The 14,289-nt window shown below is 69.7% G+C and carries 12 protein-coding genes; 1 reads left to right on the forward strand and 11 read right to left on the reverse strand.

Features of this window, described 5'->3' with window-relative positions:
• Positions 1-29: 29 nt before the first annotated feature.
• The 10 genes from glgB to K7957_RS06890 form a co-directional block, all read right to left on the reverse strand.
• The gene (gene glgB / locus K7957_RS06845; protein WP_223011249.1) at positions 30-2,195 is read right to left on the reverse strand and encodes a 1,4-alpha-glucan branching protein GlgB; all 2,166 of its coding nucleotides are present in this window, start codon (positions 2,193-2,195) and stop codon (positions 30-32) included.
• Positions 2,192-4,615 carry a glycogen/starch/alpha-glucan phosphorylase gene (locus K7957_RS06850; protein WP_223011250.1) on the reverse strand — a complete coding sequence of 808 codons (2,424 nt, stop codon included), beginning with the start codon at positions 4,613-4,615 and terminating at the stop codon, positions 2,192-2,194. Before K7957_RS06850 ends, glgB begins: the two co-directional genes overlap by 4 nt.
• A 36-nt stretch (positions 4,616-4,651) precedes the next feature.
• Positions 4,652-5,563, reverse strand: a complete 912-nt coding sequence (locus tag K7957_RS06855; RefSeq protein ID WP_223011251.1) for a YihY/virulence factor BrkB family protein — start codon at positions 5,561-5,563, stop codon at positions 4,652-4,654.
• A 311-nt stretch (positions 5,564-5,874) separates the two neighbouring features.
• Entirely contained in the window at positions 5,875-6,228 is a 354-nt protein-coding gene (locus K7957_RS06860; RefSeq protein ID WP_223011252.1) for a HesB/IscA family protein, read from the reverse strand.
• Positions 6,228-6,710: an SUF system Fe-S cluster assembly protein gene (locus tag K7957_RS06865; RefSeq protein WP_223011253.1), complete on the reverse strand. Its 483-nt coding sequence runs from the start codon at positions 6,708-6,710 to the stop codon at positions 6,228-6,230. The genes K7957_RS06860 and K7957_RS06865 overlap by 1 nt, the downstream gene beginning before the upstream one ends.
• A 25-nt stretch (positions 6,711-6,735) precedes the next feature.
• Complete coding sequence (locus K7957_RS06870; RefSeq protein ID WP_223011254.1) at positions 6,736-7,956, reverse strand: aminotransferase class V-fold PLP-dependent enzyme; 1,221 nt, start codon at positions 7,954-7,956, stop codon at positions 6,736-6,738.
• A gap of 118 nt (positions 7,957-8,074) precedes the next feature.
• Positions 8,075-9,142, reverse strand: a complete 1,068-nt coding sequence (locus K7957_RS06875) for a SufD family Fe-S cluster assembly protein (protein WP_223011255.1) — start codon at positions 9,140-9,142, stop codon at positions 8,075-8,077.
• Positions 9,143-9,371: 229 nt separating this feature from the next.
• Positions 9,372-10,115 (reverse strand): Fe-S cluster assembly ATPase SufC, encoded by a 744-nt coding sequence (gene sufC, locus K7957_RS06880; RefSeq protein ID WP_223011762.1) that lies wholly within the window; start codon positions 10,113-10,115, stop codon positions 9,372-9,374.
• A 161-nt stretch (positions 10,116-10,276) separates the two neighbouring features.
• Positions 10,277-11,740: a Fe-S cluster assembly protein SufB gene (sufB, locus tag K7957_RS06885; protein WP_223011256.1), complete on the reverse strand. Its 1,464-nt coding sequence runs from the start codon at positions 11,738-11,740 to the stop codon at positions 10,277-10,279.
• A 1-nt stretch (position 11,741) separates the two neighbouring features.
• On the reverse strand, positions 11,742-12,185 hold the full coding sequence (locus K7957_RS06890; RefSeq protein ID WP_223011257.1) for an SUF system Fe-S cluster assembly regulator: 444 nt from the start codon (positions 12,183-12,185) through the stop codon (positions 11,742-11,744).
• Between the two features lie 298 nt (positions 12,186-12,483).
• Between K7957_RS06890 and K7957_RS06895 the strand changes: the two genes are divergently transcribed.
• Positions 12,484-13,515, forward strand: a complete 1,032-nt coding sequence (locus tag K7957_RS06895) for a quinone-dependent dihydroorotate dehydrogenase (RefSeq protein ID WP_223011258.1) — start codon at positions 12,484-12,486, stop codon at positions 13,513-13,515.
• A 154-nt stretch (positions 13,516-13,669) separates the two neighbouring features.
• On the opposite strand, the gene K7957_RS06900 is transcribed toward K7957_RS06895, so the two are convergent.
• On the reverse strand, positions 13,670-14,245 hold the full coding sequence (locus K7957_RS06900; RefSeq protein WP_223011259.1) for a type 1 glutamine amidotransferase domain-containing protein: 576 nt from the start codon (positions 14,243-14,245) through the stop codon (positions 13,670-13,672).
• Between the last annotated feature and the right edge of the window lie 44 nt (positions 14,246-14,289).

Below are 14,289 nucleotides of genomic sequence, written 5' to 3' on the forward strand. Positions count from 1 at the left end.
ATTGCTCACGCGGCTCTTCTGAGCGCGGTTCACCCTTCGAACTCCAGCATCACGGTCGCCAGCGGCGGCAGGGTAACGTCAGCATAGCCCGCCGCCGCGACGACGCCGCCGAGATTGCCAAGTCCCGATCCCCAATAATCCTGCGCGTCCGAGTTGATCAGCTCGCGCCAGCGCCCCGCGAGCGGCAGCGGCACGCGATAGGGCATCCGTGCCACCGGCGTCATGTTGACGATCACTGCCACAGGCGGCGCACCGGGCGCGCGCCGCAGCCAGGCGAACACCGAGTTCTCCGCGTCGCCGTCGATCAGCCACTCGAAGCCCTCGGGTTCACAGTCGCGGGCATGCAGCGCGCGGTGCTCGCGATAGACCTTGTTAAGATCGCGCACGAGCTTGCGCACGCCGTCGTGCGCGGACGAGTTGGTCAGCCCCCAGTCGAGCGCGCGTTCCTCGCTCCATTCCTGACGCTGCGCGAACTCCTGCCCCATGAACAGCAGCTTCTTGCCGGGATAGCCCCACATCATCGCGTAATAAGCGCGCAGGTTGGCGAACTTCTGCCAGTCGTCGCCGGCCATCTTGGTGAGCATCGAGCCCTTGCCGTGCACCACCTCGTCGTGGCTGATCGGCAGGACGAAATTCTCGCTGAAGGCGTAGACCAGCCCGAAGGTGATGTTGTGATGGTGGTGGCGGCGGTGGATCGGGTCGCGCGCCATGTACTGGAGCGTGTCGTGCATCCAGCCCATGTTCCACTTGAAGCCGAAGCCGAGCGCGCTGGCGGCGGCCTCGTCATAGGCGGGCGCGGTGACGCCGGGCCAGCTGGTCGATTCCTCCGCCACGGTGATCACGCCGGGGTGGCGCGCGTAGACCGCCCGGTTGGTGGCGCGCAGGAACTCGACCGCCTCCCAATTCTCGCGCCCGCCGTCGCTGTTGGGGATCCACTCGCCCGCCTTGCGCGAATAGTCGCGGTACAGCATCGACGCCACCGCATCGACGCGCAGTCCGTCGACATGGTAGCGCTCGGCCCAGAAGATCGCGTTGTTGACGAGGAAGGCGGACACCTCGCGCCGCCCGAAATTGTAGATCGCGGTGTTCCAGTCGGGGTGATAGCCCAGCCGCGGGTCCTGGTGCTCGTAGAGCGCGGTACCGTCGAAATGCGCGAGACCGTGCGCATCGGTCGGGAAATGCGCGGGCACCCAGTCGAGCAGCACGCCCAGCCCGGCGCGGTGCGCGCCGTCGACGAAGCGCGCGAACCCCTCATGGTCGCCGAATCGCGCGCTCGGCGCGAACAGGCCGGTGGTCTGATAGCCCCAGCTCGGATCATAGGGATGTTCCGAGATCGGCATGAACTCGATGTGGGTGAAGCCCATCGCCACGGCGTAGGGGATCAGTCGCTCAGCGAGCTGGTCCCAGCTGAGATACCAGCCGTTCTCGTCGCGATCCCAGCTGCCCGCGTGGACCTCGTAGATGCTGATTGGCACGCGCCGCGGGTCGACCGAGGCCCAGGCGTCGCGGTGCGCGGCATCGCCCCACTCGTGCGTCGGCGGCGCGGTGGTGAGCGAGGCGGTCTTCGGGCGCAGCTCGGCGGCGAAGGCGTACGGGTCGGCCTTGAGCGGCTGCATCACGCCGTCGGGGCCGGTGATCGCATATTTGTAGGCGCGGCCGGCGCCGATGTCGGGGAGGAAGATCTCCCACACGCCGGTGTCGGCGCGCAGCCGCATGCCGTGACGGCGCGCGTCCCAGTCGTTGAAGTCGCCCACCACCGCGACGCGCCGCGCGTTGGGCGCCCAGACCGCGAAATGCATGCCCTCGGCGCCCTGGTGGTAAAGCAGGTGCGCGCCGAGCTTGTCGTAGAGGCGGAAATGGGTGCCCTCGTTCATCAGCAGGTCGTCGACCGGGCCGAGCACGGGGCCGAAGCTGTACGGGTCGGTCACCCACCATTCCGCCCCGCCGCCGCGCGCGCGGTAGCGCAGCGGCTGGGGATCGCCATCGATCATTCCCTCGAACAGGCCGCGGTCGTCGACGCGCTCGAGCGCGCCGAGCGGTGCGCCCGCGAGCGTGTGCGGCTCGGCGCTCTCCGCACCCGGGATCCAGGCGCGCGCGAACGTGCCCTCCGGTCCGGCATGCGCGCCGAGCAGCGCGAACGGGTCGGCGCTGGTGCCGTCGAGCAGCGCGTCGATCGCTGCCGCCGGGGGTCTCACAGCACGCCCCAGATCTCGCGCGCATAGTCGCCGATCGTTCGGTCGGACGAGAACCAGCCCATGTTGGCGGTGTTGAGGATCGCGCTGCGCTGCCAGCCGTCGCGGTCGCCCCAACGACGGTCGACCTCGCGCTGCGCGGCGGCATAAGCGTCGAAGTCGGCGGCGACCATGAACCAGTCGTGGTCGTACAGGCCGTTCATGAGATCGCGGTAGCGGTCAGGGTCATCCGGAGAGAACACGCCAGAGGCGATCGCGTTCACCGCCTGCGCCAGCTCGGCCGAATTTTCGATCACCGCGCGCGGCGCGTACCCGCCCGCGCGCTGGGCTGCTACCTCCTCCGCGGTCATCCCGAAGATCACGATATTCTCGGCGCCGACATGGTCGCGGATCTCGATATTGGCGCCGTCGAGCGTGCCGATCGTCAGCGCGCCGTTGAGCGCGAACTTCATGTTGCCCGTGCCCGAGGCTTCCATGCCCGCGGTCGAGATCTGCTCGGAGAGATCGGCCGCCGGGACCATCCGCTCGGCGAGGCTGACGTTGTAATTGGGCAGTAACGCCACCTTGAGCAGCCCGCCGATGCTGGGATCGCCGTTGATCCGGCGCGCCACGTCATTGGCGAGCTTGATGATCAGCTTGGCGTTGACGTAGCTCGACGCGGCCTTGCCCGCGAACAGCTTGACCCGCGGGGTCCAGTCGCGCTCCGGGTGACTGCGGATCTGGTCGTACAGCGCCACCGTCTCGATCAGGTTGAGCAGCTGGCGCTTATACTCGTGGATGCGCTTGATCTGGACGTCGAAGATCGCGTCCGGGTCGAGCCGCAACCCGATCGTGTCGCGGACGTGCTCGGCCAGCGCGACCTTGTTGGCGCGCTTCACCGCGGCGAACTTCTCGCGGAAGCCGGCGTCCTCGGCGAAGGGCGCCAGGGCGGGCAGCTTCTGCGCGTCGTCGGTGAAATCGGGCCCGATCGCCTCCGCGATCAGCGCGGTCAAGGCCGGATTGCAGCCCTGCAGCCAGCGCCGCGGCGTGATGCCGTTGGTCTTGTTGTTGATCCGGTCGGGGTAGAGGCGGTGGAGGTCGGCGAAGACGGTCGACTTCATCAGCTGGGTGTGGAGCGCCGCCACGCCGTTGACGCTGTGCGCGCCCGCGAAGGCGAGGTTGGCCATGCGCACGCGGCGCTCGCCGCCCTCGTCGATCAGGCTGATCGCGGCGATGGCACGATCGTCGATCCCCTCGGCGGCGCGCGCCTCGCGCAGCAGCCGGGCGTTGATCGCGTAGACCAATTGCATGTGCCGCGGCAGCAGCCGCTCGAACAGCGGCAGCGGCCAGCTCTCCAGCGCCTCGGGCAGCAGGGTGTGGTTGGTATAGCCGAAGGTGGCGCGGGTGATCGCCCAGGCCGCGTCCATATCGAGCTCATGGTGATCGACCAGCAGCCGCATCAGCTCGGCGACCGCCACCGCGGGGTGGGTGTCGTTGAGCTGGATCGCGGCGCGATCCGGCAGCGTGCGGATGTCGCCGAAATACTGGATGTGGCGGCGGACGATGTCCTGGATCGACGCCGAGGAGAAGAAATATTCCTGGCGCAGTCGCAGCTCCTGCCCCGCCGCGGTGGAGTCATTGGGGTAGAGCACGCGCACCAGGCTGTCGGCGCGGAGCTGGTCCGCCATCGCGCCCTCGAAATCGCCGCGGTTGAAGGCGTCGAGCTTGAACGGGTCGAGGCTGCGCGCGGTCCACAGCCGCAGCGTGTTCACCCGCTTGCCGCGCCAGCCGACCACGGGCGTGTCGACCGCGACCGCCTCGACCGCCTCGCCCGGCTTCCAGTGGACGCGGCCGGCCTCGTCGCCGGTCACCTCGCCGCCGAAGCCGACGAAATAGGCGCTCTCGCGGCGCTCGAACTCCCACGGGTTGCCGTGCGCCAGCCAGGTCTCGGGCAGCTCGACCTGCCAGCCGTCGTCGATGCGCTGGCGGAACATGCCGTTCACGTAGCGGATGCCGTAACCGTAGGCGGGCAGGTCGAGCGTCGCCAGGCTCTCCATGAAACAGGCCGCCAGCCGCCCGAGCCCACCGTTGCCGAGCGCGGCGTCGGGCTCCAGCTCCTCGATCGCGACGAGGTCGACGCCGAGCTGGCGCAGCGCGGTGCCGACCTCGTCGCGGTGGCGCAGATTCGCCAGCGTGTCGCGCAGCAGCCGGCCGATCAGGAACTCGAGGCTGAGATAATAGACCCGCTTGGCGCCGGCAGCGTGCGCCTGCTTGGTGGAGGCCATCCAGCGCTCGATGATCTCGTTGCGCAGCGTGAGGATGGTCGCCTCGAGCCAGTCGTGCGGGCGCGCGGCGCGCTCGTCCTTGCCGATGCGGTGGACGAGCGTGTCGATGATGGCGAGCGCGAGCGGCCCGCGCTCGCTGACGTCGGTGGTCGCGGTCAAGTGTCTGGCCCCCGGGCGATGATGTCGATGCGGACCCTAACCGCGCGACGCCGCGGTGGCTATGTCCGAGATGGCGGCGTGACCAGCCCGGCCGCGATAGGCCTGGACGTCGAGCGCGGCGCCGAGCAGGAAAGCGTAGACACTGATCCACAGCCAGGTCAGCACCACGATGATCGCGCTGAGCGAGCCGTAGGTCGCGCCGTAATTGCCGAAGTTGGCGACGTAGAGGCTGAAGGCGACGTTGGCGAGCAGCCATACCGCGGTCGCCACCACCGTCCCCGGCGTCGCCCAGCGCAGTCGCGCGCCGTGGCGGTAGGGCCCGAAGCGGAACAGCAGCGACGCGCCGGTGATCACCAGTAGCGCGAGCGCGAGATAGGTCGCGACCCGGATCACCACCAGCACCACCGCGGGGAACCAGGGGATCAAAGTACCGATGAACGCGGCCAGCGCGCTCGCGGCGATGCCGGTCAGCACCAGCACCACGCCGGCGAGCACGATCGCGAAGGAGGTGAGCGTCCAGGTGACGAAGCTACGTTTGTCCTTGACCTCATAGGCGACGTTGAGCGCGGTCATCATCGAGGTGGCGGCCTTGCTGCCGCCGTACAGCGCGATCGCCAGCGCCAGGAGAATGCCGAGCCCCTTCTTGCCCTGCGAGCCCGAGACGACCGTGTCGAGCTGCTGCCCGATCAGCACCGCGACGTCGCGAGGGAAGGCGGCGAAGAGCGCGCGTATGTCCTCCTGCACCGTCTGCGCGTCGGCGAACAGGCCGTAGCCGAGCACCGTCACCGCCAGGATCGGCGCGATCGAGGAGATGATGTAGAAGGCCGCACCCGCCGCGATCAGCCCGAGATTGTCGGCGTCGGAGGCGGTGTAGGCGCGCTTCAGCTGGCCCCACCAGTCGGCGCGGAAGGAGCGCCACAGGTCGGCGGAGGAGAGGTCGACTCGCATTACCCGGGCAACGCCGCAGCGCGGCGGAGGGTCCGTGGAGTTTTGTTGCGCGGGAGGAAGAGGGCGAAGGGTCACGTTTGCGTAGGCCAAGTCGCCTGCGAATTGCCTACGCACCGCCCGCGATGCCGCCCTCACGCGCCACCCCCACGCTTTCGTCATCCCCGCGAAGGCGGGGATCCAGACGCGCGAGCGTCGCGCTTCACGACCAGACGTCAGCGTGTCTGGGTTCCCGCCGTCGCGGGAATGACGGAGTGGGGCGAAGGGAGAGGAGCGGGAGCGAACGGTAGTGGATCACGCCACCACCCACCCCCTCACACCGTGAAGCTCTCCCCGCACCCGCACGCGCCCTTGGCGTTGGGGTTCGCGAACACGAACCCCGCGGTGAAATCGTCCTCGACCCAGTCCATCGTCGAGCCGATCAGGTACAGCAGCGACGCGCCGTCGACGAACAGCACGCCGCCCGGCGTCTCGATCCGCTCGTCCATCGCGCTGGCCGCGTCGACATAGTCGACCGAATAGGCCAGCCCCGAGCAGCCGCGCCGCGGCGTCGAGAGCTTCACCCCGACCGCCCCTTCGGGCGCCTTGCCCATCAGTTCGGCAATACGCGCCTCGGCGCTCGCGGTGAGGTTCAGCGCCGCGGGGCGCGCGCGCAGGGTGGTGGCCATCACAGCATCCCCAGTTCGAGCTTGGCGTCGTCCGACATCTTCTGCGGGTCCCACGGCGGATCCCACACCAGGTTGACGTCGGCGAAGGCGATCCCCGGCACCGCGGCGACGCGCATCTCCACCTCGCCCGGCATCGACTCGGCGACCGGACAGTTCGGCGTGGTCAGCGTCATCGTCACCGTCGCCTGGCCGGCGTCGGTCACCTCGACCGCGTAGATCAGGCCCAGGTCGTAGATGTTGACCGGGATCTCCGGGTCGTAGATCTCCTTGAGCGCGTCGATCACGCCCTCGTACAGCGCCCCGCCGGGCTCGTGCGGTGCCTCGCCGCCGGCGGGCTGCTGCGCCAGGAAGCCCGCGAGATAGTCGCGCTGGCGCGCGCCCTCGGCGGCGCTGGCCACCGCGGGCTCGACCGCGTCGGACACTTTCGCGCGCGGCGGCGCCTGCACCGTCTCGACTTCCTCGACCTTGATCGGGTCGCTCATCGTCCCTCGTCCCTATTCAAAAACGTCATCCGAAGATCCGGGCCACGCGCTCGATCCCCGCGGCGAGCGCGGCGACGTCGTCGGGGCCGTTGTACACGCCGAAGCTGGCGCGCGCGGTCGCCTCGACGCCGAGCGCCGCCATCAGCGGCTGCGCGCAATGGTGGCCGGCGCGGATCGCCACCTTCGACTCGTCCAAGATGGTGCCGATGTCGTGCGGATGCACCCCCTCCATCGCGAAGGAGACGATCCCGGCGCTGTCCGCCGGCCCGAGCACGCGCACCGAGTTGATCCGGCCGAGCGCCTCGCGCGCCTGCGTCACCAGCGCGGTCTCGTGCGCGTGGATGCGCTCGAGACCGATCCCCTGCACATAGTCGATCGCGGCGGCGAGCCCGAGCGCGCCGACGATATGCGGCGTGCCCGCCTCGAAGCGGGTCGGCGCGGGCGCGTAGGTGGTGCGCTCGAACGACACGCGGTCGATCATCGAGCCGCCGCCCTGATAGGGCGGCATCGCGTCGAGCAGCTCGCGTCGCCCCCACAGCACGCCGATCCCGGTCGGGCCGTAGAGCTTGTGCCCGGAGAAGACGTAGAAGTCGCAGCCGAGCGCGCGCACGTCGACCGGCAGCCGCGCCACCGCCTGGCAGCCGTCGACCAGGATCGTCGCGCCGATCGAATGCGCGAGCTCGCTGGCGCGGCGCACGTCGAGCGTCGCGCCGAGCACGTTCGAGACATGCGCGAGCGCGACGAGCTTGTGCTCGGGGCGGAGCATGTGCGCCATGGCGTCGAGGTCGATGCGCTGGTCGGCGGTGAGCGGCACCACGTCGATCGCGGCGCCGACCCGCTCGGCCACCATCTGCCACGGCACGATGTTGCTGTGGTGCTCGAGCGTGGAGAGCAGGATGCGGTCGCCGGCCTTGAGGCGCGTGCCGGCGAAGGACTGGGCGACGAGGTTGATCGCCTCGGTCGCGCCGCGGACGAAGACGATCTCGTCGGCGTGCGCGTTGACGAAGCGCGCGACGGTCTCGCGTGCGGCCTCATAGGCCAGCGTCATGTCGGCGGAGCGCTGGTACACGCCGCGGTGGACGGTGGCATAGTCGGTGTCATAGCCGCGCGTGATCGCGTCGATCACCGCGCGCGGCTTCTGCGCCGTCGCCGCCGTGTCGAGATAGGCCCAGCCCGCGGGGATCGCGGGAAAGTCCGCGACGACGTCGAGCGGGCGCGAGGCGGGATCGGCGGTCAGGACGGTCATGCGCGCTCCCCAATGTTGAGTAAGTTGAGTCGGCCGCGCCCCACGCGCGCGCCGATGCTCGAGGACCAGGGAGCCGCCGCCCCCGCCCCTTCGCACCGATCCCGCGCGCAGGACAGCGTCACAGCGTGCGCTCCAGCCACGCCGCGGCGTCGGCCGCGAACGCCGCGCGCACCGTCTCGTCCGCGATGCGGTCGAGCGCGTCGGCAACGAAGGCGTGCGTCAGCAGCGCCTTGGCGCGCGCCGCCGGGATGCCGCGGCTCTCCATGTAGAACAGCGCGCGCGCGTCGAGCTCGCCCACGGTCGCGCCGTGCGCGCATTTCACGTCGTCGGCGAAGATCTCCAGCTCGGGCTTGAGGTTCACCGTCGCGGTGCGGTGGAGCAGCAGCCCGCGCAGAGACTGCTCGCCGTCGGTCTTCTGCGCGTGGCGCGCCACCTCCACAGCGGCGGCGAGGCTCGCCTGCGACTGGTCGGCCGCGACCGCGCGCCACAGCTGGTGCGACTGGCCGTTGGGCTCGGCGTGGCGCACGCGCACCGCGCATTCCTGCTGGAGCCGGTCGCGCGTCAGCAGCGCGCCGCCGAACTCGGCGTAGCCGCCCTCGCCCGCCAGCGTCAGCGCGGCGTCGACGCGCGCGCCCTGGTCACCCGCGGCGAGCACCGTGCCCACGAAGCTCGCCGCCTCGCCGAGCACGATCTCGTCGCGCAGCGAGACGAACCCCGCCGCCTGGGTCAGCCGCACCGCGCGCGACAGCCGCGCGCCGCGCCCCAGCCGGACGCTGGTGAAGCGGTTCGACCAGCCCGCGCCGACGAAACTCTCGACCAGCTGCGCGACCGCGTCGTCGCCCAGCTCGATCGCGGCGCCGAGATGGTTCTCCGCGCGGGTGGCGACATGGACGACCTGGACCGGGTCGGCGATTGCCTGCGCGTCGAGCCGGAGCGTCCAGCCGCGCGCGGCGCGGCGGCCGAGCGGATGGTCGCTCGAGGCGATCGCGCCGACCGTGACTCGGTGGAGCTCACTCGCGCCCTCGTCCAGTTCGCCGTCGACGAACAGGAGCTTGGCGCCGGGCAGGTCGAGGAACTGCGCGTCGGGGCGCGCGACGGGCGCGAGCGCGGCGGCCGCGGCGATCCCGCCGAGATCGGCCCAGCGCCACGCTTCCTCGCGGTTGGAGGGGAGGTCGAGCACGCTCATGCGGCGGCTCCTTTGTCATCCATTTCACGCGAAGATGCGGAGACGCGAAGAGGTTGGCACGCGGAGGCGCGAAGACGCGGAGCAGTCACGCCCCGCCGCGTCAGCGGCGCCTCATCATATAGCGTGAGAGGATGAGAGCGCGCTGCCGCGCGCGGGACACCTCCGCGTCTCCGCGCCTCCGCGTGAATCATCTTCTTCGCGTCTTCGCGGCTTCGCGTGAACCCAACCCTCACGCCGCCACCTCGGCATAGCCCTCGCGCTCGAGCTGCTGCGCCAGCTCCGGCCCGCCCGAGCGCGTGATGCGCCCGTCCGCCAGCACGTGGACGCGGTCGGGGCGGACATAGTCGAGCAGCCGCTGGTAATGAGTGATCAGCAGCACCGCCTTGTCGGGCCGGCGCATGATGCGGTTGATGCCGTCGCCGACCACGCGCAGCGCGTCGATGTCGAGCCCCGAGTCGGTCTCGTCGAGGATCGCGAATATCGGGTCGATGATCCCCATCTGCACCATCTCGTTGCGCTTCTTCTCGCCGCCCGAGAAGCCGACGTTGACCGGGCGCTTGAGCATGTCCTGCTGGAGCCCGAGCGCGTCCGCCTGCGCGCGCGCCACCTTGAGGAACTCCGCGCCCGACAGCGGCTTCTCGCCACGCACCGCGCGCTGCGCGTTGAGGCTCTCGCGCAGGAACTGGACGTTGGACACGCCCGGGATCTCGACCGGATATTGGAAACCGAGGAACACGCCCGCCGCGGCGCGCTCGTGCGGTTCCTTGTCGAGCAGATCCTCGCCGTTGAACGTGACCGAGCCCGCGGTCACCTCATAGCCGGGTCGCCCGCCGAGCACGTAGCCGAGCGTCGACTTGCCCGCGCCGTTGGGCCCCATGATCGCGTGGATCTCGCCGGCGTTCACCTCGAGCGTGAGACCCTTGAGGATCGGCTTGCCGTCGATCTCGGCGTGAAGGTTGTCAATCTTGAGCATCGTCATTCCTGAAGCTCCTCCCTCGCGTGAAGGAGGCCGTTGCATGTCTATCGTCATCCCGGACTTGCTCCGGGATCCATCCTTCCGCTTACCCTACCGACCGTCAGGCGCGCCGACAGCCGGCTCCCGGAACACGTCCGGGGTGACGGAGGGAAGAAGCATCACCCCACGCTCCCCTCGAGCGAGATTCCGAGCAGCTTCTGCGCCTCGACCGCAAACTCCATCGGCAGCTGCTGGAGCACCTCGCGCGCGAAGCCGTTGACGATCAGCGCCACCGCCGCCTCGGCGTCGAGCCCGCGCGACATCGCGTAGAACAGCTGGTCCTCGCTGATCTTCGACGTCGTCGCCTCATGCTCGATCTGCGCCGAGGGATTGCGCACCTCGATGTACGGCACGGTATGCGCGCCGCACTGGTCCGACAGCAGCAGCGAGTCGCACTGGGTGAAGTTGCGCACGCCCTCCGCGGTCGGCGCCACGCGCACCAGCCCGCGATAGGTGTTGTCCGACCGCCCCGCCGAGATGCCCTTCGACACGATCGTCGAGCGCGAGCCCTTGCCGAGGTGGATCATCTTCGTGCCGGTGTCGGCCTGCTGGCGGTTGTTGGTCACCGCCACCGAGTAGAACTCGCCGACGCTGTTCTCGCCCGCCAGCACGCAGCTCGGGTATTTCCAGGTGATCGCCGATCCGGTCTCGACCTGGGTCCAGCTCACCTTGCTATTCCTGCCTTGGCAGAGCGCGCGCTTGGTGACGAAATTGTAGATGCCGCCGACGCCGTTCTCGTCGCCGGGATACCAGTTCTGCACGGTGGAATATTTGATCTCGGCGTCGTCGAGCGCGACCAGCTCGACCACCGCGGCGTGGAGCTGGTTCTCGTCGCGCATCGGCGCGGTGCAGCCCTCGAGATAGCTGACGTACGCGCCCTTGTCGGCGACGATCAGCGTGCGCTCGAACTGGCCGGTGTTCTCGGCATTGATGCGGAAATAGGTGGAGAGCTCCATCGGGCAGCGTACGCCCTCGGGCACGTAGACGAAGGTGCCGTCCGAGAACACCGCCGAGTTGAGCGTCGCGAAGTAATTGTCGCGCTGCGGCACTACCTTGCCGAGCCACTTGCGGACGAGGTCGGGATATTCGCGGATCGCCTCGCTGATCGACAGGAAGATCACGCCCGCCGCCTTGAGCTCCTCTCGGAAGGTGGTCGCGACCGAGACCGAGTCGAACACCGCGTCGACCGCGACCTTGCGCGCGCCCTCGACGCCCGCGAGCACTTCCTGCTCCCGGATCGGGATGCCGAGCTTCTCATAGGTGCGCCGGATCTCGGGATCGAGCTCGTCGAGCGACGCGATCGTCTTCTTCTGCTTGGGCTCGGCGTAGTAATACGCGTCCTGATAATCGATCGGGGGGACGTTGAGCTTGGCCCAGTCGGGCGCCTGCATCGTCTGCCACAGCCGGAACGCCTTGAGCCGCCAGTCGAGCATCCACTCGGGCTCATTCTTCTTGGCGCTGATATAGCGGACGGTGTCCTCGCTCAGCCCCTTGGGCGCGAAGTCCTGCTCGATGTCGGTGGCGAAGCCCCACTCATACTTCTTGGCGACGGCCGCATGGGCCTCGGCGTTCTTCGTGGCCATCTTATGCCTCAACCTTCATCTGTTCGGACGCGGGCGCGGGCGCGGCGGCGAGCGACGCCAGCGTCACCCCCGCGAGCGCGCCGCGCACCGCCTCATTGACCGCGTTCCAGTGCGGCTTGACCCGGCAATTGCCCTCGATCGCGCAGTCGTGCTCGGCGGCGTCGACGCAGGCGGTGAGCGCGATCGGCCCCTCCACCGCCTCGACCACGTCCGCCAGCGTGATCGTCGCGGGCGGGCGCGCCAGCCGGATCCCGCCGCCGGTGCCGCGCGTGCTGTCGATCAGCCCCGCCGCCGCGAGCCGGCTGACCAGCTTCTGCGCGGTCGGCAGCGGCACGCCGGTCTCCTCGGCGAGCGACGTGGCGTTCATCCGCGCCAGCCCGCCGCAGTGGCGCGCGGCGGCGGTGAGCAGCACCACGGCATAGTCGGTCAGGCTCGAGAGGCGCATCATCCCACATTCAACAGTTGCGATCGACTCTCAAATCGGAGTAGATCGTTCCGATTGCCATGTGGCCGCCCCGTCGGGCGAAATCAACCGCGCCCGCCGCAACGCGTCGCAAAAAAAGGGCCCGGCAGAGGCTGCCGGGCCCTTGAGGAAAGAACTTCCGTTCGGAAGCCCTTCGGGTCGCAGTCGCGTTATGCACACAGCTCGTCGCGCAAGGATTGGACGGATTCCGCGCGGCCAAGACGATTTTTTACAGATCGCCCGACTTGATCTCGCTTCTCGAGGCGACGACAGACGCGATATGGCGATCTCCACCCTCTTCCACCGCGCCGCGCTGGCGCTGCCGCCCGAGCGCGCGCACGACGTCGCGCTCGGGGCGCTGGCGCGCTGGGGCGCGCTCGGCGGACCGCTCGGCGGCGCGATGCCGCGCCTGGCAACTCGAGTCGCCGGGATCGACTTCACCAACCCGGTCGGTCTCGCCGCCGGGCTCGACAAGGACGCGCGCGCGGTCGCCGGGCTGATGCGGCTCGGCTTCGGTTCGGTCGAGGTGGGCACGCTCACCCCGCGCGCACAGGCCGGCAACCCGCGCCCGCGGCTGTTCCGGCTGGCCGAGGACCGCGCGATCATCAACCGCATGGGCTTCAACAACGGGGGGCTCGCCGCGGGGGTGGCGCGCGCCGCGGCGGCGCGGCGCCACGGCGGCGTGCTCGGCATCAACGTCGGCGCCAACAAGGACGCGACCGACCGCGTCGCCGATTATGTCGCGGGGGTGAGCGCGGCGGCGCCGGTGGCGGATTACGTCACGATCAACGTCAGCTCGCCCAACACACCGGGACTGCGCGACCTGCAGCACGGCGCCGCGCTGGCCGAGCTGCTCGCCGCCTGTGTCGCGGCGCGCGGCGACACGCCCTTGCTCCTCAAGGTGGCACCCGATCTCGACGCCGCGCTGGTCGACTCGATCGCACGCGCCGCGCTCGACGCGGGCGTTGACGCGCTGATCGTGAGCAACACCACGGTGAGCCGCCCGCCGCTTCGCAGCGCGCACGCGGCCGAGACCGGCGGACTGTCCGGCGCGCCGCTGCGCTCGCTCGCAGCCGAGCGGCTCGCCGACTTCCGCCGCGCCACGGGCGGGGCGCTGCCGCTTATCGCGGTGGGCGGGATCGACAGCGGCGCCGAGGCGTACGCGCGGATCCGCGCCGGAGCGAGCCTGGTGCAGGTCTACACCGCGCTGATCTACGAGGGTCCGGGCCTGCCGCGCCGGATCGTGGCGGAGCTGGCGGCATGCCTCGCGCGGGATGGATTTACGAGCGTGGTGGAGGCGGTGGGGGCGTAAACCAAGGTCCTAAGCCGCAAGGGGAGGTGGCAGGCCGCAGGCCTGACGGCGGGGTGACCCAGCTGGTTAGAGCCGGCGGACTGACCGCCGGCGACATCCCTCCGTCAGCGCTGACGCGCTGCCACCTCCCGTGGCAGGGGAGGATCTAAACTCCTTACGCCTCCTCTTCCTCCTCCTCGTCCGCGCCGAGTTCCTCGGTCAGTGCGGCGAGGATCGCCTTGTTGAAGGCGGGGATGTCGTCGGGCTTGCGGCTGGTGATGAGGTTGTCGTCGACCACGACCTCCTCGTCGACCACCTCGGCGCCCGCATTCTCCAGGTCGGTGCGGATCGACTCGAAGCCGGTCAGCCGCCGCCCGTCGATCACGTCGGCCTCGGCGAGCAGCCAGGGAGCGTGGCAGATCGCCGCGACGATCTTGTCCTCGTCCATGAAGTCCTGGACGATCTGCACCGCCTTGGCCTCGACGCGCAGCTTGTCCGGATTGGCGACGCCGCCCGGCAGCACCAGCGCGTCGTAGTCGTCCACCTCGACCTCGTCGAGCGTGAGATCGGGGGTGGCGGTCTCGGCCTGGTTGATGTCCTGCTTCATGCCCTGGATCGGATCGCGCTTGATCGAGGCGAGCGTGACGGTGACGCCGGCGGCTTCCAGCGCCTTGCGCGGTTCGAACAGCTCCACCGTCTCGAAGCCGTCGGCGGCGAGCATCAGCACGCGGGCTTGCGACAGGTCGGCCATGGGAAATCTCCTGATACGTGTCGGTTCGACAGCGCCCCAAACCC

Origin of the sequence: Sphingomonas yunnanensis, from assembly GCF_019898765.1 — a bacterium.
GTDB classification, from domain to species: Bacteria; Pseudomonadota; Alphaproteobacteria; order Sphingomonadales; family Sphingomonadaceae; genus Sphingomonas; species Sphingomonas yunnanensis.

Bases quoted from the DNA above. Each gene is read 5' to 3' on its own strand.
- sufB (WP_223011256.1), bottom strand. From the start codon at position 11,740: ATGGCCACGAAGAACGCCGAGGCCCATGCGGCCGTCGCCAAGAAGTAT.
- K7957_RS06890 (WP_223011257.1), bottom strand. From the start codon at position 12,185: ATGCGCCTCTCGAGCCTGACCGACTATGCCGTGGTGCTGCTCACCGCC.
- K7957_RS06875 (WP_223011255.1), bottom strand. From the start codon at position 9,142: ATGAGCGTGCTCGACCTCCCCTCCAACCGCGAGGAAGCGTGGCGCTGG.
- K7957_RS06870 (WP_223011254.1), bottom strand. From the start codon at position 7,956: ATGACCGTCCTGACCGCCGATCCCGCCTCGCGCCCGCTCGACGTCGTC.
- K7957_RS06855 (WP_223011251.1), bottom strand. From the start codon at position 5,563: ATGCGAGTCGACCTCTCCTCCGCCGACCTGTGGCGCTCCTTCCGCGCC.
- K7957_RS06895 (WP_223011258.1), top strand. From the start codon at position 12,484: ATGGCGATCTCCACCCTCTTCCACCGCGCCGCGCTGGCGCTGCCGCCC.
- K7957_RS06860 (WP_223011252.1), bottom strand. From the start codon at position 6,228: ATGGCCACCACCCTGCGCGCGCGCCCCGCGGCGCTGAACCTCACCGCG.
- K7957_RS06900 (WP_223011259.1), bottom strand. From the start codon at position 14,245: ATGGCCGACCTGTCGCAAGCCCGCGTGCTGATGCTCGCCGCCGACGGC.
- sufC (WP_223011762.1), bottom strand. From the start codon at position 10,115: ATGCTCAAGATTGACAACCTTCACGCCGAGATCGACGGCAAGCCGATC.
- K7957_RS06865 (WP_223011253.1), bottom strand. From the start codon at position 6,710: ATGAGCGACCCGATCAAGGTCGAGGAAGTCGAGACGGTGCAGGCGCCG.